This is a genomic window from Nonomuraea sp. NPDC051941, assembly GCF_044593615.1.
Map to the genome: position 1 here is coordinate 198,543 of NZ_JBIUCF010000012.1, position 26,038 is coordinate 224,580.

Annotated in this window: 23 protein-coding genes; 14 read left to right on the forward strand and 9 right to left on the reverse strand. The window is 71.3% G+C overall.

Translation table 11 applies throughout. The features are described 5' to 3' along the window. Window positions 1–105: 105 nt before the first annotated feature. The 3 genes from ACIHFD_RS21830 to ACIHFD_RS21840 all read left to right on the forward strand — a co-directional run bounded on the left by ACIHFD_RS21830 (window position 106) and on the right by ACIHFD_RS21840 (window position 5,509). A complete protein-coding gene (locus ACIHFD_RS21830) occupies window positions 106–2,385 on the forward strand; it encodes a HelD family protein (protein ID WP_397368442.1) in 2,280 nt (759 codons plus the stop codon). Between the two features lie 908 nt (window positions 2,386–3,293). Further along, on the forward strand, window positions 3,294–4,763 hold the full coding sequence (lnt, locus tag ACIHFD_RS21835) for an apolipoprotein N-acyltransferase (protein WP_397368443.1): 1,470 nt from the start codon (window positions 3,294–3,296) through the stop codon (window positions 4,761–4,763). Beyond that, window positions 4,763–5,509: a polyprenol monophosphomannose synthase gene (locus ACIHFD_RS21840; RefSeq protein WP_363968680.1), complete on the forward strand. Its 747-nt coding sequence runs from the start codon at window positions 4,763–4,765 to the stop codon at window positions 5,507–5,509. Before lnt ends, ACIHFD_RS21840 begins: the two co-directional genes overlap by 1 nt. A 16-nt stretch (window positions 5,510–5,525) precedes the next feature. Here ACIHFD_RS21840 and ACIHFD_RS21845 read toward each other — a convergent pair whose 3' ends face one another. After that, the gene (locus ACIHFD_RS21845) at window positions 5,526–6,368 is read right to left on the reverse strand and encodes a MurR/RpiR family transcriptional regulator (RefSeq protein WP_397368444.1); all 843 of its coding nucleotides are present in this window, start codon (window positions 6,366–6,368) and stop codon (window positions 5,526–5,528) included. A 154-nt stretch (window positions 6,369–6,522) separates the two neighbouring features. On the opposite strand from ACIHFD_RS21845, the gene ACIHFD_RS21850 reads away from it, so the two are divergent. The 7 genes from ACIHFD_RS21850 to ACIHFD_RS21880 all read left to right on the forward strand — a co-directional run bounded on the left by ACIHFD_RS21850 (window position 6,523) and on the right by ACIHFD_RS21880 (window position 13,244). Beyond that, the gene (locus ACIHFD_RS21850) at window positions 6,523–7,656 is read left to right on the forward strand and encodes a C45 family peptidase (RefSeq protein WP_350734594.1); all 1,134 of its coding nucleotides are present in this window, start codon (window positions 6,523–6,525) and stop codon (window positions 7,654–7,656) included. After that, window positions 7,653–9,260, forward strand: coding sequence for an ABC transporter substrate-binding protein (locus tag ACIHFD_RS21855; protein ID WP_397368445.1), 1,608 nt, complete (start codon window positions 7,653–7,655; stop codon window positions 9,258–9,260). The genes ACIHFD_RS21850 and ACIHFD_RS21855 overlap by 4 nt, the downstream gene beginning before the upstream one ends. Before the next feature lie 4 nt (window positions 9,261–9,264). Continuing rightward, window positions 9,265–10,179, forward strand: a complete 915-nt coding sequence (locus tag ACIHFD_RS21860) for an ABC transporter permease (RefSeq protein WP_397368446.1) — start codon at window positions 9,265–9,267, stop codon at window positions 10,177–10,179. Further along, window positions 10,176–11,018: an ABC transporter permease gene (locus tag ACIHFD_RS21865; protein WP_397368447.1), complete on the forward strand. Its 843-nt coding sequence runs from the start codon at window positions 10,176–10,178 to the stop codon at window positions 11,016–11,018. The genes ACIHFD_RS21860 and ACIHFD_RS21865 overlap by 4 nt, the downstream gene beginning before the upstream one ends. Further along, window positions 11,018–11,959: an ABC transporter ATP-binding protein gene (locus ACIHFD_RS21870; protein WP_350734587.1), complete on the forward strand. Its 942-nt coding sequence runs from the start codon at window positions 11,018–11,020 to the stop codon at window positions 11,957–11,959. The genes ACIHFD_RS21865 and ACIHFD_RS21870 overlap by 1 nt, the downstream gene beginning before the upstream one ends. After that, window positions 11,959–12,696, forward strand: a complete 738-nt coding sequence (locus ACIHFD_RS21875) for an ATP-binding cassette domain-containing protein (protein WP_355198898.1) — start codon at window positions 11,959–11,961, stop codon at window positions 12,694–12,696. Before ACIHFD_RS21870 ends, ACIHFD_RS21875 begins: the two co-directional genes overlap by 1 nt. Window positions 12,697–12,767: 71 nt before the next feature. Beyond that, on the forward strand, window positions 12,768–13,244 hold the full coding sequence (locus ACIHFD_RS21880; protein WP_397368448.1) for an FxsA family protein: 477 nt from the start codon (window positions 12,768–12,770) through the stop codon (window positions 13,242–13,244). Window positions 13,245–13,866: 622 nt separating this feature from the next. Here ACIHFD_RS21880 and ACIHFD_RS21885 read toward each other — a convergent pair. The 3 genes from ACIHFD_RS21885 to ACIHFD_RS21895 form a co-directional block, all read right to left on the reverse strand. Then, window positions 13,867–14,211: an RNA polymerase-binding protein RbpA gene (locus ACIHFD_RS21885; protein WP_185074387.1), complete on the reverse strand. Its 345-nt coding sequence runs from the start codon at window positions 14,209–14,211 to the stop codon at window positions 13,867–13,869. Between the two features lie 124 nt (window positions 14,212–14,335). Next, window positions 14,336–14,953, reverse strand: a complete 618-nt coding sequence (locus ACIHFD_RS21890) for a hypothetical protein (protein ID WP_397368449.1) — start codon at window positions 14,951–14,953, stop codon at window positions 14,336–14,338. A 270-nt stretch (window positions 14,954–15,223) separates the two neighbouring features. Then, window positions 15,224–15,733, reverse strand: coding sequence for a nuclear transport factor 2 family protein (locus ACIHFD_RS21895; RefSeq protein ID WP_397368450.1), 510 nt, complete (start codon window positions 15,731–15,733; stop codon window positions 15,224–15,226). Between the two features lie 33 nt (window positions 15,734–15,766). On the opposite strand from ACIHFD_RS21895, the gene ACIHFD_RS21900 reads away from it, so the two are divergent. Then, window positions 15,767–16,246, forward strand: coding sequence for a helix-turn-helix domain-containing protein (locus ACIHFD_RS21900; RefSeq protein WP_350734578.1), 480 nt, complete (start codon window positions 15,767–15,769; stop codon window positions 16,244–16,246). Next, a complete protein-coding gene (locus ACIHFD_RS21905; protein ID WP_397368451.1) occupies window positions 16,243–16,395 on the forward strand; it encodes a hypothetical protein in 153 nt (50 codons plus the stop codon). The genes ACIHFD_RS21900 and ACIHFD_RS21905 overlap by 4 nt, the downstream gene beginning before the upstream one ends. 2,140 nt (window positions 16,396–18,535) lie before the next feature. Here the strand turns inward: ACIHFD_RS21905 and ACIHFD_RS21910 are convergent. The 5 genes from ACIHFD_RS21910 to ACIHFD_RS21930 all read right to left on the reverse strand — a co-directional run bounded on the left by ACIHFD_RS21910 (window position 18,536) and on the right by ACIHFD_RS21930 (window position 23,064). Beyond that, complete coding sequence (locus ACIHFD_RS21910) at window positions 18,536–19,969, reverse strand: MFS transporter (RefSeq protein WP_350734574.1); 1,434 nt, start codon at window positions 19,967–19,969, stop codon at window positions 18,536–18,538. 131 nt (window positions 19,970–20,100) lie between these two features. Next, window positions 20,101–20,898: a glycerophosphodiester phosphodiesterase family protein gene (locus ACIHFD_RS21915; RefSeq protein WP_397368503.1), complete on the reverse strand. Its 798-nt coding sequence runs from the start codon at window positions 20,896–20,898 to the stop codon at window positions 20,101–20,103. Window positions 20,899–20,936: 38 nt separating this feature from the next. Beyond that, window positions 20,937–21,476, reverse strand: coding sequence for a TrmH family RNA methyltransferase (locus ACIHFD_RS21920; RefSeq protein WP_350734572.1), 540 nt, complete (start codon window positions 21,474–21,476; stop codon window positions 20,937–20,939). Then, entirely contained in the window at window positions 21,473–22,063 is a 591-nt protein-coding gene (locus ACIHFD_RS21925; protein ID WP_397368452.1) for a class I SAM-dependent methyltransferase, read from the reverse strand. Before ACIHFD_RS21925 ends, ACIHFD_RS21920 begins: the two co-directional genes overlap by 4 nt. A 104-nt stretch (window positions 22,064–22,167) precedes the next feature. Then, a complete protein-coding gene (locus tag ACIHFD_RS21930) occupies window positions 22,168–23,064 on the reverse strand; it encodes a helix-turn-helix transcriptional regulator (RefSeq protein ID WP_397368453.1) in 897 nt (298 codons plus the stop codon). Between the two features lie 507 nt (window positions 23,065–23,571). Here ACIHFD_RS21930 and ACIHFD_RS21935 point away from each other — a divergent pair. Beyond that, a complete protein-coding gene (locus tag ACIHFD_RS21935) occupies window positions 23,572–25,017 on the forward strand; it encodes an MFS transporter (protein WP_397368454.1) in 1,446 nt (481 codons plus the stop codon). A gap of 23 nt (window positions 25,018–25,040) precedes the next feature. Then, a complete protein-coding gene (locus tag ACIHFD_RS21940) occupies window positions 25,041–26,030 on the forward strand; it encodes an aldo/keto reductase (protein WP_397368455.1) in 990 nt (329 codons plus the stop codon). Window positions 26,031–26,038 lie beyond the last annotated feature (8 nt).

The window sequence follows — 26,038 nt, forward strand, 5'->3', positions numbered from 1 at the left end:
GCGGCAACTCGTCAAACAGAGCTCGCCAGGGAGCAGGCGTACGTCACCCGACTCTACGACCGCCTCGACGAGCTGCGCGAGCGTACCCAGCGGCAGCTCAAGGAGGTGCTGGCCACGGGCGCCGTCGGCACGATGCAGAACAGGTCGGAGCGCGACACGTTCGCCGAGATGTACGCCTCCAGGCTCGCCCGGCTCTGGGCGGTCGAGCGCGGCCTGATTTTCGGTCGCCTCGATCATGTCGACGAGGGCCGGCTGTACATCGGCAAGCTCGGCATGACCGACGACGAGCAGCTGCGCCTGCTCATCGACTGGCGCGCGCCGGTCGCGCAGCCGTTCTACCGTGCCACCCCGGCCGCTCCGATGGGCCTGACCAGGCGTCGCCACCTGCAGACCAAGGGCCGCGCCGTGATCGGCGTCGACGACGACCTGCTCGACCTCGACTCGCTCACCGACGACGACCGCGCCACGCTCAACGGCGAGGCGGCCCTGCTGGCCGCGCTCGACGAGCGGCGCACCGGCCGCATGCGCGACATCGTGGCGACCATCCAGGGCGAGCAGGACCGCGTCATCCGCAGCGACCTGAACGGCGTGCTGGTCGTCCAGGGCGGGCCCGGCACCGGCAAGACGGTCGTCGCGCTGCACCGCGCCGCGTACCTGCTCTACACCCACCGCGAACGGCTCGAGCGGCGCGGCGTGCTCATCCTCGGGCCCAACCTCACCTTCCTGCGCTACATCGAGCAGGTGCTGCCCTCGCTCGGCGAGACCGACGTGCTGCTGTCCACGGTCGGGGAGCTGTACCCGGGCGTGACCGCCACCGCCAGGGAGCGGCCCGAGGTGGCCGCGCTCAAGGGCGACGCGCGCATGGCCGAGGTGATCGCCAAGGCCGTACGCGACCGGCAGCGGGTGCCGCGCAAGCCCGTCGAGCTCACCATCGGGCGCATCACGCTCACCATCGACCGTTCCATGCTCGACGGCGCGCGCAACAAGGCCACCCGCTCCCGCCGGCCGCACAACCAGGCGCGCGCCGTGTTCGTCCGGTCGCTGCTGAACGCCCTGGCCAGGCAGCAGGCCCGCAAGATCGGCAAGGGGCTCATCGGCGACGACGAGCTGGCCGACCTGCGTGAGGAGCTGCGTACCGAGCCGGTGGTCAAGTCCGCGCTCAACCGGCTGTGGCCGTACCTGACGCCGCAGCGGCTGCTGCTCGGCCTGTACGGCTCCCCGGAGCGCCTCGGCTACGCCGCCTCCGAGCTGAGCCCGCAGGAACGCGCCCTGCTGCGGCGCGACGGCGGGGAGTGGACCGAGTCGGACGTGCCGCTGCTGGACGAGGCCGCCGAGCTGCTCGGCGAGATCGACGAGCAGGTGCTGCGGGCCAGCGCGATGCAGGCCGAGGAGGAGCTGGCCGCCGCCAGGCAGGCCGAGGAGAGCGAGCGCGAGGCCGAGCTCGCCTACGCGCGCGAGGTCCTGGAGCTGACCGGGCTGTCCGACGTCATGGAGGCCGAGCGCCTGGCCGAGCGCCAGCGCGGCGAGGGCCCCTACCTCACCACCGCCGAGCGTGCGGCGGCCGACCGCACCTGGGCCTACGGGCACGTGATCGTGGACGAGGCGCAGGAGCTGTCGCACATGGCGTGGCGGGCGGTCATGCGGCGGTGCCCGACGCGGTCGATGACGATCGTCGGGGACATCGCGCAGACCGGGTCGGCGGCCGGGGCGCGGTCGTGGGAGGAGGTCCTCGACCCGTACGTGGCCGGGCGCTGGCGTCAGGAGAGGCTCACCGTCAACTACCGCACGCCGGTGGAGCTGATGGAGGTGGCCGCCCGGGTGCTGGCCACCATCGACCCCGCCCTGCAGGCGCCCACGTCCGTGCGCGAGCTCGGCGTGGAGCCGTGGTCGGCGCCGCTGCCGGCGCTGCCGGAGCTGGTCAAGGCCGAGGTGGGGGAGGGCGGCAAGGTCGCCGTGGTGGTGCCGGACGCGCTGCTGGAGTCGCTGGGGGCGGAAGTGGCCGCCACGGTGACGGGCGCGGTGGTGGTGACGCCCGGCCCGGGCCGCGCCGGGAACCCGGGATCCGGGGCGGGACGCGCGGCGGCGCGGTCCGGCACGGACCAGGCCGGGGCGGTGGCGACGGGCGTGGGGCGGGCCGGGGCGGCGGCGGCCCTCGACGCGCCGGTGGCCGTGATGGGGGTGGCGGACGCGAAGGGGCTGGAGTTCGACTCGGTGATCGTGGCCGAGCCCGACCTCATCGCCGCCCAGTCGCCACGGGGTCCGAGCGACCTGTATGTTGCTCTCACCCGCGCCACGCAAAGGCTCGGAGTGGTGCACGAGCGGCCGCTGTCGCAGGCTCTGAGGGGCTTGCCGAGCCGCTCCCAGGCGTCCTCTAATGACCTTTGACCGGCTTAAGCCCCCATGTCCTACCTGCGAAAACTTGATGTTTCTGCTGATCGGGACACGGTTGACATCTGAGGTGGAGTCGGTAGTTTGCTGCGCAGTCCAGCACGGGACTTGGCCGGTTGGCCGTCTCTGACATCGTCGGATCCTGCGTCCGTGACGGAGTGTGACTCCGTCCACACAGCCAGGTGCAGGGCCGTCGGTCCGTCGAGTCGGGGCACCCCAACCGGGCGGGGGGTTGGACCCGGGACGGGTCCGGGAGCCCAGTAGACAACGGAATTCCGAGCTCGCCGCCGACGAGACGGGTCCGGTCCGAAGGGTTTCCGGGCCCTCTTCCCGCTCTCGTGCGCAGGACCGACATGTGCGCCGGGTGGTCCCGTAGGTCGCGGGATCACCCTGCCGCCTCCCGGCGTGAAACGCCGATTCTTTCGATCTTCCGGTGCTGCGCTGGCTTCGACCGCCCCTGTGGGGCGGTAGCGTTTTCGCAAGCAGGCGTGCGATTCGGCGGAGGAGACCCCGGAGTGGTTCAGGAGAGAACGAGCCTACCGCCCACCCCCGGGCGTGAGCCGGCTCGCGCCGACGCCCCGGACGCGGCCTTCGTGGATGCGGCTCTCACGGACGCAGCTCTCACGGGCGCGGCGCCTGCGGCCGGACCCGAGCCCACGCCACCGCCCACCGCCGCCCCTGCCCGCGAAGGCTCGCCCGAAGAGACACCTTCGCCTGACACCGCATCACCCACCGCCTCCGCTCCCGACCCCGCCACGCCATCCGACGCCGACGCCGACGCCGCGCCTGCGCCCGACGCCGCACCCGCCTCCAAGGGGCCGGCTGCGTCCGAGACGGTGGGTCCAGGTGGCGCGGAGTCAGGGCGGGTGCTGTGGGCCCGTGTTGTGGCGGGTGTGGTCGGCGGGGTGGCGTTGTACACCGCGTTCCCGTCGCTCAACTGGTGGCCGGCCGCCCCGATCGGCGTCGGGCTGATCGTCGCGTCCCTCTACGGCACCCGGCCCAGGAGGGCCGCCTGGCTGGGCTACGTGATCGCCCTGGTGTTCCTGCTGCCCACCCTCGCCTGGGTGCGGCCCATCGGCGACGACGTCTGGCTGATGCTGGTCGCCACGGAGAGCGTGTTCTACGCCGTCATGGCCGCCCTGGCCGCGCTGGTGTTCAGGCTGCGCGCGTGGCCGCTGTGGTTCGGCGGGCTGTGGGTGGCCATGGAGTGGGCCCGCAGCCAGGTGCCCATCGGCGGGTTCCCGTGGGCGCGGCTGGCGTTCAGTCAGAGCGAGTCCCTGTTCACGCAGTACGCCGCGCTGGGCGGCGCGCCCCTGGTGTCGTTCGCCGTGGCCTTGTGCGGCGCCCTGCTGGCCTACGCCGTCCTGGTCCGGCCCAAGGTCGAGGGCGGGTGGCGCAGGGCCGTGCCGGCGATCCTGGCGCTGGCCGTGCCGGTGCTGACGCTGGCGCTCCCCAGGCCGGGCGACGAGGGGCGGACGGTCAACGTCGGCATCGTCCAGGGAAACGTCCCGGGAAGGGGCATGGGCTTCCTGGGGGACGAACCCGCCGTTGTCCTGAAAAATCATGCCAATGAGACGAAGCGCCTGGCCCAGGCCGTACGCGAAGGAAAACTCCCCAAACCCGACGCGGTCGTCCTCCCCGAGAACTCCACCGACATCGACCCCTACCAGGACCCGTACGCTCGCGAGATCATCCAGGACTCCGTCCGCGACGTCGGCGTCCCGACGCTGATCGGAGCGGTGGTCGCGATCGGCGAGGATTCCCGCGCCACCCGCAGCCTCGTCTGGGACCCGGTGACCGGCCCCGGCGCCTATTACGACAAGCAGCATCTGGTCCCGTTCGGGGAGTACACGCCGTTCAAGGACCTCGTCCTGGCCCTGTGGGAGCGGGCGAGCCTGGTCGGACGGCAGTCGGTCCCGGGGGACAAGCCGGGCGACCTGAAGCTGGGCCCGATCACGATCGGCGCGGTCAACTGCTACGAGGTGGCCTACGACGACACCGTGCGCGGCACCGTGCGCGCCGGGGGCACGGTCCTGGCGATGCAGGCCAACAACGCCACGTACGCGCTGTCGAATCTGCCGACGCAACAGCTGGCCATGTACAAGCTGCGCGCCGTCGAGCACAACCGGGCGGTCGTGGCCGCCGCCACCACAGGGATCTCCGCCTACATCCGACCTGACGGTAAGGTCTCCTGGCAGACCCGCGAACTGGTCGCGGACATGAACGTGGTCAAGGTGCCCGTACGCACCCAGGAAACGATCGCCACCACGGTGGGCGCGGTTCCTGAGTGGGCATTGATGATGATGGGAGCGGCGGCGGCAGGAGTCGCCGCGTGGCGGGGCAGGCGGCGAGGCGATCGGATGAGGAACGACTGATGATGGAGACTCTCGGCCGGGTGCTCGTCGTCGTACCGACCTACAACGAGCGCGACAACCTGCCCATGATCGTGGAGCGGATCCGGGCGGCGCTGCCGGAGGTCCACGTGCTCGTGGCCGACGACAACAGCCCCGACGGCACCGGCGAGGTGGCCGACGGGCTGGCCGACGGCGACGACCACGTCCACGTCCTGCACCGGGAGACCAAGCAGGGCCTCGGCGCGGCGTACATCGCCGGGTTCCGCTGGGGGCTGCGGGAGGGCTACGACGTCCTGGTCGAGATGGACGCCGACGGCTCCCACCAGCCCGAGGAACTGCCCAAACTGCTCGAGGCGCTGGCCGACGGCGCCGACCTGGCGATCGGGTCGCGTTACGTGCCCGGCGGCAAGGTCGTCAACTGGCCGCACCGGCGCGAGCTGCTGTCCAAGGGCGCCAACCTCTACACCCGGGTGATGCTCGGCCTGCCCGTGCGCGACGCGACCGCCGGGTTCCGCGCCTACCGCGCCGCCACCTTGGAGAAGGTGGGCCTGTCCGGCGTGGAGTCGCAGGGCTACTGCTTCCAGGTCGACCTCACGCTGCGCACGTCCAGGAACGGGCTACGGGTGGTGGAGGTGCCCATCACGTTCGTGGAGCGGACGGTGGGCAAGAGCAAGATGAGCGGCAAGGTCATGTCCGAGGCGCTGTGGCGCATCGGCCTGTGGGGCGTCACGGGCCTGCCCAAGCGGCTGCGCGGCGGCCCCCACTAGCGGAGCGGCGGCCCCACTAGCGCAAACGCGGGCCGAGCAGCTGCTCGCGCAGCGCGTTGAGCTGGTGGGAGTGCTCGACGGATCGCGGCTCGTCGAGCGAGTCGAGCGCCAGCAGCAGCGCGTCGGCCACGAGGATGCCGGCCAGGGGCTCGCCGGTGATGCCGGTGGGGGTGTGCGGCGCGGCCAGCACCGCGTCCACGTGTTCGGCGAACTCGCCGCCGAGCTCGTCGGAGATCAGCACGATGCCCGCGCCCACGGCGTGGGCCCGCTCGATCAGCACGGTGATCTCCTTGAGCCGCCGGCCGGGCTGGAAGATGACGAGCACCTCGTCGTGGGCCAGCGAGAGCAGGTCGTCGGCGAGCGCGAAGCCGGTGGCCGAGGTGGCGCGGGCGCGGTGGCCCCGGCGGCCCAGCTTGAGCGCCAGGTGGCGGGCCGCCGGGTCGGACGCCCCGGCACCGTAGACGAGCACTCCTGGCGCGTTGACCAGCAGCTCCACGGCCTTCTTGTACGCCTCGGGGTCGAGCAGACGGCGGCAGTGGTCGATCCGTTCGCGGGCCTCGTCGAAGACCCGCTCCCAGATGGCCGACAGGTCCTGGCCCACGTGGCCGATGCGCCGCTTGAGCCGGACGTCGGGCGCCACGGACGAGGTGAACTCGGCCGCCAGCGCCCGCTTGAGCCCGGGCAGGCCGCCGAAGCCCAGCCGTTGCATGGTGCGCACCACGGTGGCGTTGCTGGTGCCGGTCGCGCCGCCCAGCTCCTGGGCGCTGGCGAAGAGGATCTGCTCGGGCGAGGCCGAGATCAAATAGTGGCACACGGCCCGCTCGGCCGGTGACAGCTCGTCCCACAGCTGCCTGACCATGGCCCTGAGCTGCTCGATTGGGCTGTGTGTATTTTCCATTACGACTCTTGACTCCCGTGTAGCGCTCATTACTCTGTCTTTGGAAACGACCGCTACAGACTTGCCGTCCCTTGAAATGAACGTTACAGGACGCCGGCCGGTCCAAGGAGCACCATTGAGCCTCACATCCCTGCCCCTCGTCGAGATCTCCGGCGCTCCGCGTGAGCGCGGGCGCCAGTACGGCGAGCAGGCCCGCGACCGTGTGCACCGCGCGCTGGCCTACTACGCCGAGGCGTTCGCGCACTCCAGCGGCCTGTCCTGGGAGCAGGTCGGCGCGCGTGCGGCGCGCTGGGTCGAGCCCAGCAAGGAGTTCGCGCCGGAGCTGGTCGAGGAGATGGAGGGCATCGCCGAGGGCGCCGGCGTCGGCTTCCTCGACATCCTGGCGCTCAATGCCCGCGGCGAGATCATCTATGACACCACGTTCGGCTCCATGGAGCCCGACGGGTGCACGTCGTTCGCGCTGATGCCGGAGGCCTCCGGCGACGGCCACGTCTACGCGGGCCAGAACTGGGACTGGCGCGACGGCGTCTCCGACACGGTGATGGTGCTGAGGGTGGTGCAGCCCGGCCGGCCGACGGTCATCATGCACGTGGAGGCGGGGCAGGTCGGGCGGCAGGGGGCCAACTCGGCGGGCATCGCGCTCAACGCCAACGGGCTCGGCGGGCGCTTCGACGACTCGGTGGGCGTGCCGCAGACGCTGATCAGGCGCAAGGTGCTCGACAGCGGCAACCTCAACTCCGCGCTGGAGGCGCTGACCAAGTCGCGGGCCCACATCGCCAGCAACGCGCTGGTCACCCATCGCGACGGGTTCGCCATCGATCTGGAGACCACCCCCGGCGCGATCGGCTGGATGTACCCGACCGACGGGCTGCTCGTGCACGGCAACCACTACCAGGCGTTCGTGCCGCCGCAGCTGGCCGCGACCTACCGGCCCGGCTCGGCCGACTCGCTGTTCCGGGTGCCCAGGGCCGAGGGCGGGCTGCGTACCGTGGCCGAGGCGTCCGGCACCGACGAGGCCCGCAAGCGCATCAGGCTCGCCATGTCCGACCACCTGGGCTACCCCGAGTCCCTCTGTACCCACCCCGACGAGACCCAGCCCGCCGTCAAACGGTGGGCGACCCTGCTGTCGAGCTGCGTCGACCTCACCACGGGCGACTACCTGATCGCGGCCGGCACGCCCTGTGACCACGAGTACGAGCGCGTGCCCTGGAACCTCTACGACGGACCGCATGGAGAAGTGACCCCGTGAAGAAGACCCTCGCCCTGCTCGGGCTCGCCGCTCTCACCGCGGCCTGCGGCGGACCGGCGGCCACCACCAAGGCGCCCGACCCGGCCACGCTCACGCTGGTCGACCGCACGCCGAAGGCGGCAGGCCCGCTCGACAACGCCGTCTGGCTGCTCGGCCAGGAGCCCGGCACCCTCGACCTCGACCTCGACGGCGGCACCGACAACCGCACGGTCATGGCCAACGTCTGCGAGCGCCTCATGCAGACCCAGCCCGACATGACGGTCAAGCCGTGGCTGGCCGAGAAGGCCGAGCAACCCGACCCCAAGACCATGGTCCTCACGCTGCGCCAGGACGCCACGTTCCACGACGGCTCGCCGGTCACCGCCGATGACGTCGTGTGGAGCCTCAAGCGCCACTCGGGTGAGGGCAAGGACGAGTCCGACGAGTTCGAGGACGTGCAGTCGGTCACCAAGACCGGCGACCGCGAGGTCACGATCGCGTTCGAGCGGCCCAACGCGCTGTTCGTGCAGGCCCTCGCGGGCGGCGCGGGCATCGTGCTGAACCAGAAGGTCGTGGACGAGCTCGGCAAGGACTTCGGCACGCCCGGGCACGAAGACGCCTGCAGCGGGCCCTACCGGCTCAAGGAGTGGAAGTCCGGCAGCCGGCTGACGATCGAGCGCTATGACGCGTACTGGAACAAGGACGTCAAACCGCTCACCAAGAGCGTCACCTTCCAGTGGGCCGAGGACACGGCGCTGGTCAACAGCCTGGTCACGGGGGCGGCGCAGGGGGCGTACCTGTCGGACACCGGGCCCGCGGTGGCGCTGCAGAGCAACCAGGCGGTGAGCGTGGCCTACGGCGCGACCACCCGGGTGTTCGTGCTGCTGCCGACCGACCGCGGCGTGATGAAGGACGCGCGGATCCGGCGGGCGCTGTCGCTGGCGGTCGACCGGGCGGGCATCGCCAAGTCCGGGTTCGCGGGGCTGGCCAGGCCGTGGAAGGTGCCGGTCGGGGCGGGGGCGTGGTCCTACGAGAAGGAGGCGTTCCAGACGGCCTACGACCAGCTGCAGGGGTCGCCGGAGACACCGCGGCTGGAGGAGGCCAAGAAGCTCGTGCAGGAGGCCGGGTCGCCGAAGGAGCCGATCATCGTGGCGACCAACGGCGAGCAGGCCCGTACGGTGATCGCCAACGCGGTGGTCGACGCGGCGAAGAAGATCGGGCTGACCGCGCAGATCAAGACCGTCCCCGCCTCGGAGTTCGGCAGCTTCTACACCGACAAGTCGCTGCGCGCGCAGGTGGACCTGGTGCCCGACGACTGGTACATCACCAAGTCCGACCCGATCGGCTTCTACGACAACGGCCTGACCGGCTCGTCGAACAACTGGGTCAAGTTCAGCTCGCCCGAGTACGACGAGCTCGTCGCCAAGGCGCTGAGCGCCACCGACGACGCGGCCCGCGCCAAGGACGTCATCGAGCTGCAGCGCCGCTTCACCGCCGACATGGTGTGGATCTCGCTGGTCGAGGTGCCCAACGCGGTCGTGCTCGGCAGCAAGGTGACCGGGCCCCCGGCCTCGCAGGTGAACATGGGCTACCCGTGGGCGGCCGACCTCGGGGCCAAGGGCTGAGTCCATGGTGCGCAAGCTGGCCGGGCTGCTCGTCACGCTGCTCGCCACCTCGTTCGTGATCTTCGGGGCGTCCTACGCGGCGCCCGGCGACCCGGTCACGTTCCTGGCGGGCGGCAAGGAGAACCTCACGCCCGAATACCTGGCCGCCGTCCGGGCCGAATACCACCTGGACGACCCGTTCCTGGTGCAGTACGCACGATGGCTCGGTGACGCGGCGACCGGCGACCTCGGGCGTTCGACCCAGTACAACGACCAGGTCTTCGACCTGCTGATGGCGCGGCTGCCGAGCACGCTCGGGCTGGTGGCGTACGCCGCGGTGCTGTTCGTGGTGTTCGGGGTCGCGCTCGGGGTGCTGGCCGCGGTGCGCGGCGGGCGCACCGACTCGGCGGTGGTGGCGGGCACGACGTTCGCCACCTCGGTGCCGCCCTTCGTGGTGGCCACGGCGCTGATCTCGCTGTTCGGTGTGCAGCTCGGCTGGTTCCCCGTCATGGGCGGCCAGTCGCTGTGGCACCTGACGCTGCCCGCCGTGACGCTGGCGCTCGGCGCGCTGGCCATCATCAGCCGGGTCACCCGGCAGTCCATGGTGGAGCAGCGCGAGCTCGACCACGTGACCGTGGCCCGCGCGTCCGGGCTGTCCGAGCGGCTGATCGTGGTCAGACACGTGCTCAGGGGCGCGCTGGGGCCGATCGTGACCATGTGCGGGCTGGTCACGGCGGGCATGCTGGCGGGCACGGTGACCGTGGAGACCGCGTTCGGGCTCAACGGCGTCGGCTCGCTGCTGGTCAACGCGATCAACACGCACGACTTCCCGGTGACGCAGGCGGTGATGTTGCTCATGGTGAGCGCGTACATCCTCGTGACCACGCTCGTCGATCTCGCCCAGCCGCTGATCGACCCCAGGGTGCGGAGGGCCGCATGACCACGATGGTCGCCACACTCTCTCCGAAGTCCGCCCGGCCGCTCGGTTACCGGCTGGCCGGCGCCTTCCTGGTGCTGGTCGTGGTGGCTGCGGTGTTCGCGCCGCTGGTGGCCCCGTACGAGCCGGACGGGGTCGACTTCGCCGCCACGCTCGCGCCGATGTCGCCCGAGCACCTGCTCGGCGCCGACCAGTCGGGCCGCGACCTGTTCACCAGGGTCCTGTACGGCGCCCGCACCTCCCTGATCGGCCCCCTGGCGCTGCTGGCCATCGCCTCCGTGCTCGGCGTCGCGCTCGGCACGCTGGCCGCCTGGCACCGCGGCTGGGTGGACGCCGTCGTGTCCAGGCTGACCGACGTCATGTACGCCTTCCCCGGGCTGCTGTTCGTGGTGCTGGTCGTCGCGGTGTTCGGCAACGGGATGACCACGGCCGTGGTCGCGCTCGGGCTGGCGTACACGCCGACGATCGCCCGCTACACCAGGAGCGTGGCGCTGGGCGAGTGCGGCAAGCCGTACATCGACGCCTACCGGGTCCAGGGCATGGGCGGGTTCGCGATCTGCGTCCGGCACCTGGTGCCCAACATGGCGCGCTCGATCGTGGGCTACCTGGTCGTGCTGTTCGGCGAGGGGCTGATGAGCCTGGCCACGCTGAGCTTCCTCGGCTTCGGGGCGCAGCCGCCGTCGTCCGACTGGGGGCTCATGGTCAAGGAAGGGCAACCGGCGATCGTGCAGGGCGCGTTCCTGCCGGTGCTGGTGCCGGGCGCGGCCATCGCGCTGGTGGTCGTGTCGTTCAACGTGATCGGCGTACGCCTGGCCGACCGCATGGGCGTGAGGGGGACCTGATGCTGCTCTCCGTGGAGGAGTTGACGATCACGGCGGGTGGCCGGCGGCCGATCCTGCGCGAGGTGTCGCTGGCCGTCGGCAAGGGCGAGATCGTGGGCCTGGTCGGCGAGTCGGGATCGGGCAAGTCCACGCTGGCCCGGGCGGTGCTGCGGCTGCTGCCCGCCGGGGCGGCCGCCTCCGGCAGGGTGCTGGTCTCGGGCGAGGACGTGCTCGCGATGGACCCGGGCCGGCTCAGGGACCTGCGGGCCTCGCAAGTGTCGATGATCTACCAGGACCCGCGCTCCTCGCTCAACCCGGTCCGCCGGGTCGGCGACTTCCTGACCGAGCGCATGGTGCACACGCTGGGCCGCCCCAAGGCCGAGGCGCGCGCCCGGGCGGTGGAGCTGCTGGCCGCCGTCGGCCTGCGCGATCCCGAGCTGCGCATGCGGCAATACCCGCACGAGTTGTCCGGCGGCATGCTGCAACGGGTGGTCGTCGCCGCCGCGCTGGCCGCCGACCCCGCGCTGCTGCTGGCCGACGAGGCGACGAGCGCGCTCGACGTCACCACCCAGGCCGAGACGCTGGCCCTGCTGCGGGAAATCCAGGCGGAGCGGGAGCTCGGCATGCTGTTCATCACCCACGACCTGCACCTCGCGGCGTCCTTCTGCGACCGGGTGCACGTGCTGTACGCGGGCACGGTGGTCGAGTCGCGACCGGCCAAGGAGCTGTTCGAGGACCCCCGGCACCCGTACACGGCCGGGTTGCTGGCCTGCACGCCGGAGCTGGACGATCCCCGTCCCCTCCGGCCCATCCCCGGCCGCCCGCCCTCGCTGGACGACACGTTCGCCGGCTGCCCGTTCGCGCCGCGGTGCCCGCGGGCCGCGGACGCCTGCGAGGAGTGGTCGCCGCGGCCCGTGACCGTGTCCGGCGGCTCCGCCGCCTGCCGTCTGGTGGAGGCGTGATGCTCGGCGTACACGATCTGTGCAAGTCCTTCCACGGCTCGGTGGCCGCCGACCAGGTGTCTTTCGAGCTGCCGCCGGGCGGCTCGCTGGGCCTGGTCGGGGAGTCCGGGTCGGGGAAGACGACGATCGCGCGCATGCTCGTCGGCCTCGTCACCCCCGACTCCGGCACGATCACCGTGGACGGGCGGGCGCGCTCGGCCAGGGAACGCGGCCGGGCGGCGCGGCTCCGGCGGGCCCGCGAGATCCAGATGGTGTTCCAGGACCCCTATCTGTCGCTCGACCCGAGGCTCACCGCCGCCGAGTGCCTGCAGGTGGCGCTCAGGCTGCACGGCGGGGACCGCTCGCGCGTCCCCGAGCTGCTCGACCAGGTCGGGCTGGGCAGCCGCGAGGCCGGGGCCCGGCCCCACCAGCTCAGCGGCGGGCAGCGGCAGCGCCTGGCCATCGCCAGGGCGCTGGCCGTGGAACCGTCGGTGCTCGTGCTCGACGAGGCCGTGGCGGCGCTGGACGTCTCCATCCAGGCGCAGATCCTCGAACTGCTCAACCGGGTGCGCGCCGAATCCGGCGTCGCGCTGCTGTTCGTCAGCCACGACCTGGCCGTGGTACGCCACCTGTGCGAGGACACGCTGGTGCTGCACAGAGGGGTGGTCGTCGAGCGTGGGCCCGTCGCGAGGGTGCTGGCGGAGCCCGAGCATCCCTACACCAGGCTGCTGCTCGACTCGGTGCCCAGGGCGCGCTAGCAGCCTGGAACGCTTTGGGGCCGTCGGCCGTTGTTCCTGGTGTAACGCGCTGGTGCGGAATCGAGGAAACGATGCGGCTGCTGCTCTTCCTGGCCTTCCTGGTCGTCCCCGTCCTGGAGATCTGGCTGCTCATCCAGGTGGGTTCGGTGATCGGCGGGCCCGCCACCGTGGCCCTGCTCATCGCCGACAGCCTGCTCGGCGCCTGGCTGGTACGCCGCGAGGGCCGCAGGGCCTGGCGGGCGCTCCAGGAGGCGATCGGGTCCGGCCGGATGCCCGAGCGCGAGCTCGCCGACGGGGGCCTGGTCCTGGTGGGCGGCGCGCTGCTGCTGACGCCGGGCTTCTTCACCGACGTCTTCGGGTTCCTGTGCATCCTGCCGTTCACGCGGCCTCTGATGCGCCGCCTGGGCGCCTGGTTCTTCGACCGCCGGGTCAAGCGGCTGGCCGCGAGCTCCCCGTACGCGAACCTCTTCCCGCCCCACCAGGACGTGAAGGTGCCGGACGGCGGCCGGGTGGTGCACGGCGAGGTCATCCGCGAGGACCGCGACTGATCGTCCCGGTGGGGCCTGCGTTCGAGGTCTATCGGCCCCCGGGAGGGCGCATGCCGTAGGCTCGCCGAGCCATGGGGGACGCGGACGCTGTCCGGGCCCGGAGGTAGAGCCCTGGCGGGTCGGCGTCGGCTCCTTGCCCGAGAGCGGTCTGCGCGCGCAGGACGGGGAGTGCAGAGCGCGACGCTCCTGCACGGCAATGACGGCCTGGACCTCGCGGTCAAGGACGGACGCGTCGTCGGGATGCGCGGGCGCGCCGGATCGCGTCAACCACGGCCGCCTCGGGCCGAGGGACATGAACGCCTGCGCGAGAAGGCCCCGGAGCGGCTCGTCCGCCACTCCGAACCCGGCCTGCTCCTGCTGGCCGACTTGCGTTCACCTGTACCTGGCGGAGTGGAAGGTGTCCCTGGACGGGGAGCTCCTGGCGCAGGCCGCCCAGGCGGCGAAACAGAGAAAACTGACGCAACTCCGCCACCCGCAGACACCCCGGCAACTGCGTGGGCAAATGCCAGCCTCAAGGCCTCGGCCCCCAGGCCCTGCTGTCCTGACTCTGGCACCACCTTCGTGGTGTGGGCATGAAGAAACCCCCGGGCGGGTAGCCCGGGGGTTTCACCGTGAGAGGAGGTCAGGCGCTCTTACGACGCTGGGCCCGCAGAACCGCGAGCCGCTCGTTGAGCACCTCCTCAAGATCTTCGATTGACCGCCGCTCCAGGAGCATGTCCCAGTGTGTCCGCGGGGGCTTGACCTTCTTGGACTCCGGCTGCTCGCCGTCCACCCGCACCGCGGTCGCGCCGCACATGCGGCACTCCCAGGTAGCGGGGATCTCAGCCTCGGCTGCAAGCGGAACCTCGAAGCGATGGCCCTTAGGACAGGTGTAGGACACCTCCTGGCGCGGGGCCAGATCCGTGTTACGGTCGTTCTCGTAGCTGGTTGCCCCGAGCCGGGTGCCACGAAGCGCGCGCTCGCCCATGTCTAAATGCCTCCTACAGGGCCCCCTTGCGTGGGGGGTCTGTCTCCCACGGTGTCTAACGCTTGGTACCGTGATGGGATTCCCACCCGCGGGGTGATCCAATCGCGCTTGGGGCTTCGGTTCTTCACACAGTCGCCGATCGGGCCCGCGTTCCCGCCCTGACCAGGGCCGCCGCCAGCCAGACCCCGCCAATCATGATCAGCGCGCCGTGCACGATCCGCAGCGGATACGGGCCGAAGAACTGCGGGATGAACAGCACGAACCCCAGTGCCAGAGCCGTCCCGCTCCACTTGGGCAGCGTTCCGGACCGCCAGACGGCGATCGCCGCCATCACCGCGCCGACGGCCAGAACAAGGAGCCCCACGGCGAACATGGTGATCGCGACGGGCCCGTACCTGAACTCCTCGGCCAGTTCCATCAGCGCGGGCGCCTGGTCGTGGAGGGAACGCCGGGCGATCACGTTCAGGCCGAAGTCCTCGGCACCGTAGTACGGGAGCGTCAGGCCCGCGCCCACCCAGGTCACGGCGGCGGCGCGCAGGGAGAGGCGGTCGCCGAGCACCTGGTGCAGCCCGAGCACGGCCAGGCCGAGCAGCACGAAACCGAGCATGGCGGCCGCGTGCCCGGCGACCCACGCCGTAGAGGCCATGGCCGTGGCGTCGTCGCCGGAAGGGCGGATCGCGGGATAGGCGAGGAAGAGGATGCCGGCGCTGGCGAAGGCCAGGGAGGTGATCCTGGGGGCCATCAATGCTCCTTGAAGAGGGCGTTGCTCTTTAGTGAGAGCAATGCTCTCGCTTCGGGGAGGCGCTGTCAAGAGCACCGCTCTCTCTTCGGATCAGTGAACCTCCTTGGTTGGTGTGAGACCGCGACATTCCGGCCCCTCCCGCGGGCGCCCGCCGTCGGTGGCGCGGGCAAGGCAGGTCGGCCTGGGGTGGGCAGCGTGGGGCCGGGTGGGGCGGAACTGGGCATGGCGGAGCGGGGCGGAGCGGCATGAGACGGGCGCCCTCGTTGGGCTCTAGCGGGGACGCCTGCGGGTCAGGAGCGGGACCAGGGTCCTGTCGCCGAAGCGGGTCATCGCCGCCAGCGGCTTGACGGCGGCGGCAACAAGCCAAGGAAGGCCCGGTGTGCCGGTGGTGCGCGCCATGCCGGGGCCGAGCGCGGCCATCATCGCCGTCAGTCCCGGCAGGGGCCGGATCCACATGGTGATCTCCTTGATCAGCCCGTCCTCGCCCACCTCGACCAGCGCCGCCTCGTGAATCTCCTGGCGCCCCAGCCGGGCGGTCGCGGTCAGGGCCCGCGTACGTTCGTCGCCGATGTCCCTCTGATAGCGCAGGTCCGACAGCACGCCGAACACGACCGAGAACAGCTCCCGTACCGGCTCCTTGCCCTGAAAGGCGGCATTGGTGCTGAGCGGCGAGCGGAAGACCACGTCGTCGGCCAGTGTGGCGACGAGGGCGTCGACGTCGTGTGCCTCGCCGGCCCGGCGGTAGGCGGCGGCAGGTGAGTCCTGAATGTGAACTGTCATAGGTTCACTTTATCAACCCACTATCCTGGGTCCATGAACAGGTTCGGTGAGATGCACTGCTCCATCGCCCAGGCCGTCGGCGTGGTCGCCGAGCCGTGGACACCGCTGATCCTGCGTGACCTGTTCCTGGGCCTGTGCAGGTTCGACGACCTGGCGGAGGACCTGGGCATCTCGCGCAACCTCCTGACCCGCCGCCTGGAGCATCTGGTGGCGGCCGGCGTGGTGGAGAAGCGGCCGTACCAGGAGCGTCCTGTGCGCCACGAGTACGTCCTCACCGAGGCGGGCCGCGACATCGTGCCTGCCCTGCTGACGTTGATGGCTTGGGGCGATCGTTGGTCCACGCCGCCGGGCGGCCCGCCCGCTCTCCTGGTGCACTCCTGCGGAGAGCGCTTCACCCCCGTCGTCACCTGCCCACACTGCGGCGACGAGGCCACCGCGGACACGGTCTCAGCCGTACGCGGCCCGGGCGCGGCCCAGGGCCCCGGCACCATGCTCCTCGCAGCACCGTCATGACCAGGCCCGCCGCCGTCCGCCGCGACCATCCCACCGGCCGTACTGTGGTGATCGGGCACGCCGCCGTCCGCTGCGGCCAGCCCACCCAGCGCACTGCCGACCGGGCACGCCGCCCCGCCGTGACCAGCCCACCGATCGCACCGCCGTGACCGGCCTGGGCCCCTGAACCTCGTGACGAGGATGTCGGCCGCGCCGTTGCACCCGGAGGGCGTCCCGGGTCGCTGTGACCAGATCACCGGCCGCACCGCCGTGCCTGCAGTCGGTCCCTGGCTGTAGCGATCAGAGCCGCCCGGACTGCCGTGACCGGCGTGCCGCCTTGGACGGCTTCGGGGATCGGGCGTCCGCCTGTCGATGAGAGATCTCTCATCCGCCGCTAACGCAGGCGCCATCGTAGGCCCGCAGGGTGAGAACCGGCAGCGTACGGGACCTACCGACGGGAGACGCCGATGAGACGGGGACCACGATGGCTCCTGCCGGCCGTCACCGTCGCGCTCGTCCTGGGCACCACGGCGGCGCTACCAGGGCGGCGGGAGGCCCGGGCGGCGACGCCGCTCGGCGCGGTCCAGGTCGACGCCGCCTCCGTGGATGGCGACGGGGGCGATGACGATGACGGGGAGGGCGACGGTGGGGACGGCAAAGCGGCGCGCACGGGTCCGGCGAGGGACCACCCAGGCGCCGGATCAGGCGGGAGCTCAAGACCGGGCAAGGGCTCGCAGCCTCGCTCGGATGACGGACGATCACAGGGTGGGGCGGAGGCGCAACCGTCCCCCTCCAGCGGTTTGGGGGGTGGCGAGGGGCAGGATGCCTCGCACGGCCCCGGGCCCGCGGGCACCGGTGACGGGACACGCACCTTCCGGGGTGTCGCAGGTCCGTCAGCACCGCGTGCCGGCGGAGAGCCGCAGAAGAGCGATGGACGCTCACCGGCGCGAGGCGGGCCGGATTTACACCCCCGAGGCGGATCGGATTCACAGGCGTCGGGCGGCCCCACTTCACCGACCTGGAAAGGGGGGAGCGGACCCGCGCAACGCGGCGCTGGCAGCTCACAGACGCCGCCCAACGGGGTTCCGCCCCCTGGCGTGGACTCGCCGTCTCGAGACGCCGCAATGTTTCCCCAAGAACCTGGCCATTCCGACAGTTCGACCACGCAGCCCGGCACAGGCTCGCCGCCTGCCGCCGCAGGCTGGTCGCCTGGTGGTGCCGGTTCGCCGTCTGGTGCCGCAGGCTGGTCGCCTGGTGGGGGAGGCTCGCTGTCTGTCAACGGGGGCTGGTCGCCTGGCGGCGGGGGCTGGTCGTCGGACGCTGGGGCTTGGGGGTCGCTTGAGGGCCATGGAAGCTGGTCGTCCCTCGATGGAACCGAGGGGTGGCCGCCCTCGCACGACGTTGACGACGCGGCGACTCGACGCGGCGACGGCGGCTCGTCCGTTCTGCCCGATACCGGCGGCCCATCAACCTCACCTGGCGATGGCGCCTCGTCGCTCCCGGGCGGATCCCCGCCGCGCGGTACGGGCGCGCCAGGCGGTACTGGCACGCCGGATGGTAGAGGCGTGCCGGGTTCCGATGCCGGGCGCACCACCGGCGACTCGTACGGCAACGGTCATCGGGGGTGGTGGGTGCTGTTCGCCATCGTGGGCACGGCCGCTCTCGCAGGGACGGCGTTCTGGATCGCCCACAAGCTCGGCCCGTGCCCTGACGCTCCGGCCGACTCGAGTTCTGAACCCCTGCCTGACTCCAGCCCCGATCCGCCACACAGCCCAAACGACTGAACCCTCCTGCCTGGCCGCCCGCTGGAAGCCTGCGGCGAGTTGCCGTGATCGGCGCGAGCGCTTGAACGAGCCGCCCAACTGCTCGTTTCGTCGCGAGCACGTGGACGATCCGCCCGCCCGCTCGTTTTCGTCGCGAGCGCTTGGTTGTACCGTCTGGTGGTCCGTTCCGGTGCGAGCGCCTCACGATCCGCGCGGCTGCTCACTTCGGCGCGAGCGCTTGGATGTGCCATCTGGCGGTACGCCCTGGTGTGAGCGCTTGGATGTGGCGTCTGGTTGCTCGTCTCGGTGCGGGCACCTGGACGAGCCGCCTGTGTGCTCGTCCAGGAAACCGCTGGGAGTGCAGCCGCCGAACGCCAGGGGCGCGCCGGGAGTTAGGCTGCCGAACGCCGGGACGACCCCGGAGGCCGGTCGCCCACGGCGGCGGGAGGTTGCGGACCGGACCACCAGCGCGTGTCCACGTGGGATGGCGCCTCATGCGGCTGCTCTCCCGGTGAACGGGCGCGAGGGGTTTGCCCGGGGGATGGGGTCAGATGCGGTCGGGGACCTCGTTGCCGGCTTGGCGGATCGCCCTGGGAAGGTTGGTCAGGGCCAGGAGGACGAAGCCGATGATGAAGAAGATGATCATGGAGACGATGGCGATCCGGTAGCTGTTGCTCAGATTGAGCGCGATCGTCACCGTCAAAGAGCCGATGAACGCCGAGCCCTTGTCGCTGATCTGCAGCAGGCTGAAATACTCGGCCTCCCGCCCCTTCGGGATCACCTGCGAGAACAGCGAGCGCGACAGCGCCTGCGTGCCCCCCAGCACGATCGCGATCGCGAACGCCATCAGGTAGAACTGCAGCTCCTGCCCCTCCTGGACGAACAGCGCCGCCACCACGATCGCCGTCCACAGCACCAGGCTGGCCAGCACCGCGCGCTTGGTGCCGATGCTGCGGGCCAGCCGGCCCAGCAGCAGCGCGCCGAAGAACGCCACGAACTGCACCATCAGGATGGCCGTGATCTGCACCGTCTTGTCGAGCTTGAGGGCCTCGGAGGCGAAGGCCGCGCTGTTGCCGATCACCGTCTGCACGCCGTCGTTGTAGATCAGGTACGCCACCAGGAACAGCAGCGTCAGCGGATAGCGGCGCAGCTCGGCCAGGGTGCGGCCGAGCTGGCGGAAGCTGCCGCCGACCGAGCGCAGCGCCGTGTTCTCGTGGGCGGGCACGGGACGGTTGCGCAGCCGCAGCAGCGGGATGATCGTGAAGATCGCCCACCACAGGCCGGCCGACATCATGCTGATGCGCACCGCCATGCCCTCGGCAACCCCCAGGGCCTCATGCTGGGTGTAGAGGACGAGGTTGAGGGCCAGCAGCAGGCCGCCGCCCAGATAGCCGATGGCCCAGCCGCGCGAGGACACCCTGTCGCGCTCGGCCGGGGTGGAGATCTGCGGCAGGAACGAGTCGTAGACCACGACCGAGGAGCCGTAGGCGAGGTTGGCCAGGATGAACAGCACCCCGCCCAGCATGTAGCGGTCGCCCTCGACGAAGTACAGGGCCATCGTGGCCAGCGCCCCGACGTAGGCGAAGCCGCCGAGCAGCTCCCGCTTGCGCCCGGTGTGGTCGGCCAGCGCGCCCACCACGGGCAGCACCACGATCTGCAGGAACACCGCGATCGTCAGCGTCAGCGCGAAGAACGCGGCCGGCCTGATGTCGGCGCCGAGCACGTCGACGTATCCCAGGCCCGGGTTGCTGTCGACCAGCTTGTCGAAGTCGGCCACGCACGTGTCGGAGACGATGTTCGGGAAGTCCTTGGCGCAGGCCGCGGTCTTGGCGACCGGGATGAGGTACGGGCCGAGGAAGACCGAGATGATCGTGGTGTAGAAGGCGGAGTTGGCCCAGTCGTAGAAGTACCAGCCACGCTGCTCGCGCCTGCGGGCTGCGGGGGAGTCGTCGAGGGCCGCGGGGGGTGCGGGTACGGGCATGGTGTCGAGTCGCTCCTATGCGGCCGGGCGACCCGGCCTGCAGGCTTATGGGACTTTCTTGGCTTCTTGGGGCTGGTACGCCGTGCTCTCGATGCTCGCTCGTGCCGCGGAGCCCGGGCAGTCCGGCCGGATCACGCGGCCAGGCTGCCGGGATGCCATTGGCCGCGGCGCTCCAGGACGGTACGCAGGCCGGAGACGTTGTCGGTCATGAGGCCGTCCACGCCCAGGTCGAGCAGGTGTTCCATGCGTACGGGGTCGTTGACGGTCCATACGTGCACCTGCATGCCGATGGCGTGTGCCGTACGTACCAGACTCCGGGTGGTCACCCGCAGCCCGCGGAAGCCCACCGGCACCTGCGCGCACGGGACGCCGGCGCGCGACAGGCGGGTCAGCAGGCGGCCGTAGCCGGAGGTGGACGCGGCGGCGCGCAGCGCGGCGACGCCGCGCGGGCCGAGCGCCGAGCAGACCTCCCTGCCCATCGCCGCCCTGGCCAGCGTCAGCCGCTCGTCGGAGAAGGAGGTCAGGCAGATGCGGTCATAGGAGTTGGTACGCCGGATCGCCTCGGCCAGCGGCGCGATGGCGGCGGCCTCCTTGACGTCGATGTTGAAGCGGACCTCGGGCCAGGTGCCCAGCAGGTCCTCCAGCAGCGGGATCTCGTGAACCCCGCCGATGCGGGCCTGCCTGACCGCCCGGTAGGGCAGCTCCGAGATGCGGCCCCGCTGGTCGGTCACCCGGTCGAGCGTGTGGTCGTGGAAGGCGAGCAGCACGCCGTCGGAGGTGGCGTGCGCGTCGGTCTCCAGATAGGTGTAGCCGAGCCCGACCGCCCGTTCGAAGGCTGCGATGGAGTTTTCCGCGCCCTCGGCGGCGCCTCCGCGATGCGCGAAGGCCAGCGGGCCCGGATGGTCGAGAAAGGCGAATCGACGGCTCAGCACGTCCTGAGTATGCCTTCCGTGGGTGAACGGTTCGGTTACGGTTCGAGGAGATTCTCCCACTCTTGGCGGCGAGCCTCGGACAGCGCGATGGCGGCGGCCACCGCCACGTTGAACGACCCGACCCGCCCGACCTGCGGGATGTAGCAGACGCCGTCCACGGCCTCGAGCAGCGCGGGGGAGCAGCCGTGATCCTCGCTGCCGACCACCAGGCACACGTCGCGGCCCAGGTCGGCGCGGTGCAGCGGCACGGCCTCGGCGGTCAGCTCGATGGCGTGCACGGTGTAGCCCCCCGCCTTGGCGGCCTTGACCGCCTCGGTGGCCAGGATTGGCTCGTGCCAGGTGACCAGGCGTTCGGTGCCGAGCGCGGTCTTGCCCGCTTTGGGGTTGGTCGGCGGGGTGGCGTTGCCGGCGAGCCAGATCTCGTCCACGCCGAACGCGGCGGCGCTGCGGAAGATCGAGCCGATGTTGAACGGGCCGGTGACCGACTCGATGATCATGGCGAGGCGGTTCTGGGTGTTCCTGCGCCAGGTGCGGTTGAGCCGCTTGACGTCGGTGGGGCGCAGTTGCCTTCTCATCGGGTCACCTTCAGGATGCGGTAGGCGGCCCGGCTGGCCTCGCGGGAGGCGTGCCAGCCCTGCTCGCCGAGCCAGCGCTGCAGGGAGTCCGAGCCGAGGTGTTTCTGGACGACCAGGTAGGCGACGCCGTCGGGAGTGAGCCGCGTCAGCCACCTGGTGAGCATGTCGTGGAGGGCCTGCTTCCCAATACGGATCGCAGGATTAGACCAGATTGCCCGAAATTTCACGTCATCTGGTACTTCGTCGATATGTGCTGACCGTACTTTGTAAAGGCCCGCGGCTTGGGCGTTTCTGGTGGTCAGCTCCAGGCTTCGCCGGTTCACGTCGACGGCCCATACGGTCGCCTCGGGCGCCCGGGAGGCCATGGTCAGCGCGATCGGCCCGTACCCGCAGCCCAGGTCGAGCAGATCGCCCTCCTGCGGTGGCGGCGGGACGGTCTCCAGCAGGATGCGCGTGCCCACGTCGACCCGTTCCGGCGAGAACACGCCGCTGTCGGTCTCCAGCCGCAGGTGCAGATCGGGCAGGACCAGGTCGACGGAGCCCGGCCTGCTCGCTGCCTTCGGCTGTTCGGAGAAGTAGTGGGCCACGTCGCAAAACGTTACCGGACCGGCCCGGATCCCCGACGCACGCGGCCGACCGGGCCCGGCCGTCGCGGCTGCCACGGGTGGGGCTGGTTCGTGGCCGGCGTGGGTCAGGCGTCCGTGGTGCGGGGCTGGTCGCTTTCCCGAGCTGGTTCGGCCTGTTCGAGTGTGGAGGCCCAGCTGGCGAGGAGGGTGAGCGCGTCGTGGGCCGGGGTGCCGGGTTCGGCGCTGAAGGCGGTGAGGGTCAGGCCGGGGTCGGCGGGCAGGGGCATGGCTTCGAAGGGGAGGCTGAGGTCGCCGACGATGGGGTGGTGGAAGTTCTTGACGCCGGTGTGGTGCAGGCGGACGTTGTGGGCGGCCCACAGGGCGCGGAATTCCTCGCTGCGGGTGGCGAGTTCGCCGACGAGGTCGGTCAGCGCCCGGTCGTAGGGGTCGCGGCCTGCTTCGGTACGCAGCAGGGCCACGGTCGTGTGGGCGGATTCGTCCCAGTCGGGGTAGAAGTCGTGGGCGCGGGGGTTGAGGAAGCGGAACCGGGCGAGGTTGACGGGCCGGACCGGATCGTCGAAGACGGGTGCGTAGAGGGCCCGGCCGAGCCGGTTGGCGGCCACGATGTCCAGGCGTCCGTTGCGGACATAGGCGGCCGCGTCGGTCATGGAGTCCAGGAGGCGCTGGATGCCGGGCCGGATCTGCTGCTGGGTGGGGCGACGGCGGGTGCGGGGGCCGGCGTTGGCGGTTCGGGCCAGGTCGAACAGGTGGGCGCGTTCGGCTTCGTCCAGCTTCAGGGCGCGGGAGAGGGATTCCAGGACGCTTTCGGAGACGCCGCTGAGATTGCCCCGTTCTAGGCGGGCGTAGTATTCGGCGCTGACGCCGGCGAGCATGGCGACCTCCTCGCGGCGCAGCCCGGGGACGCGCCGGTGGCCGCCGTAGGCGGGCAGCCCGGCCTGCCGCGGGGTGATCTTGGCTCGCCGCGAGATCAGGAACTCGCGGACCTCACTGCGGTTGTCCATGTCTTCGCAGGGTAGGCCGGATCTCGGTGCCGTGGGGTGTTCTGCCAGTACAGGGAACAGCAGGAACTCTTTGCGGCCGTCTCACCAGCGCTTTCCCGGCTGGTGCCGGTCGTACGTGCTGCCCGCCGCCATGGTGGACACACCTTGCTGGACTCGGTGTTCAACAACGCTGGCACCCAGAAGCGCGGCGGCCGTCCCGAGACCGGGTGTTCGTCGCGGGAGCGGTGCAGGGCTTGCCGTCGTACGGGATGCATCCGGCCGGTTCAAACCCGGCGTGGGGTGTTCTGCCAGTACAGGCAACGACAGGGACTCCCTCACCGCGCCCACCTGCGGTTTCCTGGTTGATGCCCAGGTCCTGAGGAGCGGCTGCCCGCCTTGGCCCCGCCTTTCCGCCAGGCCGGCGAGACGTACCGCGCCATCAATGTACGGCGCGCCCGTCACCATGTGGCCGCAGCCCTGAGCAGCCCGTCCGTTTGCCCGCTCCGCATTGCGAAGAGATCACCGCTGATGCCCACCACGCGCACCGCCTGCCCGACCATCGCCGCCGGCGCCGACCGGCCGCGTGCCGTTGCCGGCCGCGCGCTGGCCGCCGCCGTGCTCGGCTTCTTCGTCATCACCCTCGACGCGGTCATCGTCAACGTCGCCCTGCCGTCGATCCGGTACGACGTCGGCGGTGGCATCACCGGGCTGCAGTGGGTCGTCGACGGCTACACGCTGATGTTCGCCGCACTGCTGCTGTCCTCGGGTTCTCTGACCGACCGCGTCGGAGCGCGCCGCGCCTTCGGCATCGGGGTGACGATCTTCGCCCTGGCCTCGGCGGCCTGTGGTCTGGCGCCGAACCTGGGCGCGCTGGTGGCCGCCCGCCTCGTCCAGGGCGCGGCGGCCGCCGTGATGATGCCCTCCTCGATGGCGCTGATCGGCCACGCCTACCCGGACGCGGTCCGGCGGGGACGGGCGGTCGCGGTGTGGGCGATGGGCGGCGCCGTCGCCTCCTCGTGCGGTCCCGTCCTGGGCGGACTGCTGACCATGCTCAGCTGGCGGCTGATCTTCTTCATCAACCTGCCCGTCGCCGCGGCGGCCCTGATCCTGCTCGTCCGCACCCAGCGCTCGCCCCACCGGCGTGTCCCCTTCGACTGGCCGGGCCAGGTCAGCGCGGTCCTGGCGATGGGCGGGCTGACCTACGGCGCGATCGAGGCCGGCGCCGCCGGGTTCGCCGAGCCCCGGGTGATCGCCGCGTTCGCGGTGGCGGGCGTGGCGCTCGCCGCCTTCCTCGCGGCCCAGGCGCTCCGCACCCACCCGATGGTGCCGCTGGACCTGTTCGCCTCCCGCACCGCGACGGTCAGCGTCGTCGTCGGCTTCGCGTTCGTCGTCGGCTATTACGGGCTGCCGTTCGTGATGAGCCTGTACCTCCAGCAGTTGCGGGGCCTGTCCGCCCTGGCCGCCGGAGCGGCGTTCGCCCCGATGATGCTCGTCGGCGCCATTCTGACCCCCTTCAGCGCGCGTATCACCGAAAGGATCGGCACGCGGGCACTCATCACCACCGGCCTGGCCCTCATGGCGGCGGGCCTGGCGATCCTCGCCCTCGCGCCCGCCTCGACCCCGGTCTGGGCCCTGGCCGCCCTGATGGTCCCGATCGGACTGAGCGGTCCGCTCGTGATGCCGCCGATGACCGCCGCCCTGCTGGACGCCGTCCCGCCCCACCGTGCCGGGGTCGCCGGCGGCGTGTTCAACACCAGCCGGCAGGTCGGCGGTGCCCTGGCCGTCGCGGTCTTCGGCGCGCTGCTCGCCCAACCGGCCGGTTTCCTGCACGGCCTGCGTACCAGCCTGCTCATCGCCGCCGCGGCCACGCTGGCCGCCGCGGCCGCAAGCCGGCTGCTCGGACCCGCCCTCACGGCGACGACGGGACGTACGCGCCCGGACTGCGATGCGACGGACGATCATGATCAGCGGTGAAACGATCGACGAAGGAGCCGACCATGGACAAGCGAACTCTCGGCCGTGATCTCGAGGTCTCGGCGATCGGCCTCGGCTGCATGGGCATGAGCCAGAGCTACGGCCCCAACCCCGGCAGCCGGGAGGAGATGATCGCGCTCATCCGGGCAGCGGTGGAGCGCGGCGTCACGTTCTTCGACACCGCCGAGGTCTACGGGCCGTTCCGCAACGAGCGGCTGGTCGGCGAGGCCCTCGCCCCTGTCCGCGATCAGGTCGTGATCGCCACCAAGTTCGGATTCGCGTTCGACGCCGAGGGCCGCCAGACCGGGCTGTCCAGCCGGCCCGAGCACATCCGGCAGGCCGTCGACGGCTCGCTCCAGCGGCTCGGCGTCGACGTGATCGACCTGTACTACCAGCACCGCGTCGACCCGCAGGTGCCGATCGAGGACGTCGCCGGAGCGGTCAAAACGCTCATCCAGGACGGCAAGGTCCGGCACTTCGGCATGTCCGAGGCAGCCGCCGGCACCATCCGCCGCGCCCACGCCGTCCAGCCCGTGACCGCCGTGCAGAGCGAGTACTCCCTGTGGTGGCGCAGGCCCGAACAGGAGGTCCTGCCGGTCCTGGCAGAACTCGGCATCGGCTTCGTCCCCTACAGCCCGCTCGGCAAAGGATTCCTCACCGGCACCGTCGATGCGGCCACCACCTTCGACCGCGCCGACATCCGCGCGAGCATCCCGCGCTTCACCGCCGAGGCGAGGAAGGCGAACCAGGCGCTCGTCGATCTCCTGGGCGCCATCGCCCGGCGCAAGGGCGCCACACCCGCACAGATCGCGCTGGCGTGGCTGCTGGCCCAGCAGCCCTGGATCGTTCCGATCCCCGGCACCCGCAGATCGGAGCGACTGGCGGAGAACGTCGCCGCCGCCCACGTCGAGCTCACCACCGACGACCTCGAACACATCGACGCCGCCGCCGCGAAGATCGACATCCAGGGCGCCCGCTATCCCGAACACCTGGAACGCATGACCGGCCTGTGATCGGCCAC

Coding starts and splice junctions, on each gene's coding strand:
- ACIHFD_RS21840 (WP_363968680.1), top strand. CDS start 4,763: ATGATGGAGACTCTCGGCCGGGTGCTCGTCGTCGTACCGACCTACAAC.
- ACIHFD_RS21845 (WP_397368444.1), bottom strand. CDS start 6,368: ATGGTCAGGCAGCTGTGGGACGAGCTGTCACCGGCCGAGCGGGCCGTG.
- ACIHFD_RS21860 (WP_397368446.1), top strand. CDS start 9,265: ATGGTGCGCAAGCTGGCCGGGCTGCTCGTCACGCTGCTCGCCACCTCG.
- ACIHFD_RS21865 (WP_397368447.1), top strand. CDS start 10,176: ATGACCACGATGGTCGCCACACTCTCTCCGAAGTCCGCCCGGCCGCTC.
- ACIHFD_RS21870 (WP_350734587.1), top strand. CDS start 11,018: ATGCTGCTCTCCGTGGAGGAGTTGACGATCACGGCGGGTGGCCGGCGG.
- ACIHFD_RS21875 (WP_355198898.1), top strand. CDS start 11,959: ATGCTCGGCGTACACGATCTGTGCAAGTCCTTCCACGGCTCGGTGGCC.
- ACIHFD_RS21880 (WP_397368448.1), top strand. CDS start 12,768: ATGCGGCTGCTGCTCTTCCTGGCCTTCCTGGTCGTCCCCGTCCTGGAG.
- ACIHFD_RS21885 (WP_185074387.1), bottom strand. CDS start 14,211: ATGGGCGAGCGCGCGCTTCGTGGCACCCGGCTCGGGGCAACCAGCTAC.
- ACIHFD_RS21890 (WP_397368449.1), bottom strand. CDS start 14,953: ATGGCCCCCAGGATCACCTCCCTGGCCTTCGCCAGCGCCGGCATCCTC.
- ACIHFD_RS21895 (WP_397368450.1), bottom strand. CDS start 15,733: ATGACAGTTCACATTCAGGACTCACCTGCCGCCGCCTACCGCCGGGCC.
- ACIHFD_RS21900 (WP_350734578.1), top strand. CDS start 15,767: ATGAACAGGTTCGGTGAGATGCACTGCTCCATCGCCCAGGCCGTCGGC.
- ACIHFD_RS21905 (WP_397368451.1), top strand. CDS start 16,243: ATGACCAGGCCCGCCGCCGTCCGCCGCGACCATCCCACCGGCCGTACT.
- ACIHFD_RS21910 (WP_350734574.1), bottom strand. CDS start 19,969: ATGCCCGTACCCGCACCCCCCGCGGCCCTCGACGACTCCCCCGCAGCC.
- ACIHFD_RS21920 (WP_350734572.1), bottom strand. CDS start 21,476: ATGAGAAGGCAACTGCGCCCCACCGACGTCAAGCGGCTCAACCGCACC.
- ACIHFD_RS21930 (WP_397368453.1), bottom strand. CDS start 23,064: ATGGACAACCGCAGTGAGGTCCGCGAGTTCCTGATCTCGCGGCGAGCC.
- ACIHFD_RS21935 (WP_397368454.1), top strand. CDS start 23,572: ATGCCCACCACGCGCACCGCCTGCCCGACCATCGCCGCCGGCGCCGAC.
- ACIHFD_RS21940 (WP_397368455.1), top strand. CDS start 25,041: ATGGACAAGCGAACTCTCGGCCGTGATCTCGAGGTCTCGGCGATCGGC.